A 234-nucleotide genomic window follows, 5' to 3' on the forward strand; every position below is an offset into this window, starting at 1 on the left:
GTTACAGTTGTACCTTTCATTTCTTTAGAGATAATTTCAAGTTTTCCTTTGTGTAATTCTAGCAAAGAGCGTGAAATGGCTAACCCAAGACCTGAGCCGGTATGGGTTTTCGTGAGTTGATTTTCAACTTGTTCAAAAGGTTGTCCGAGTTTTTTGATTGCTGATTGGGGAATGCCAACGCCTGTATCTTTAATTCTACAAACAAGGTTATTTTTTTTCTTGAAAGCACAAACA

At 36.8% G+C, this 234-nt stretch carries 1 protein-coding gene; it reads right to left on the reverse strand.

Annotated elements, in window-relative coordinates:
* Window positions 1–234 (reverse strand): ATP-binding protein (locus tag ACFINO_RS11265; RefSeq protein ID WP_375655936.1); only part of this gene is annotated, 234 nt, incomplete at both ends.

The sequence above is a fragment of the Bartonella sp. AA83SXKL genome (assembly GCF_042196965.1).
In the GTDB taxonomy this organism is placed as follows: Bacteria; Pseudomonadota; Alphaproteobacteria; order Rhizobiales; family Rhizobiaceae; genus Bartonella.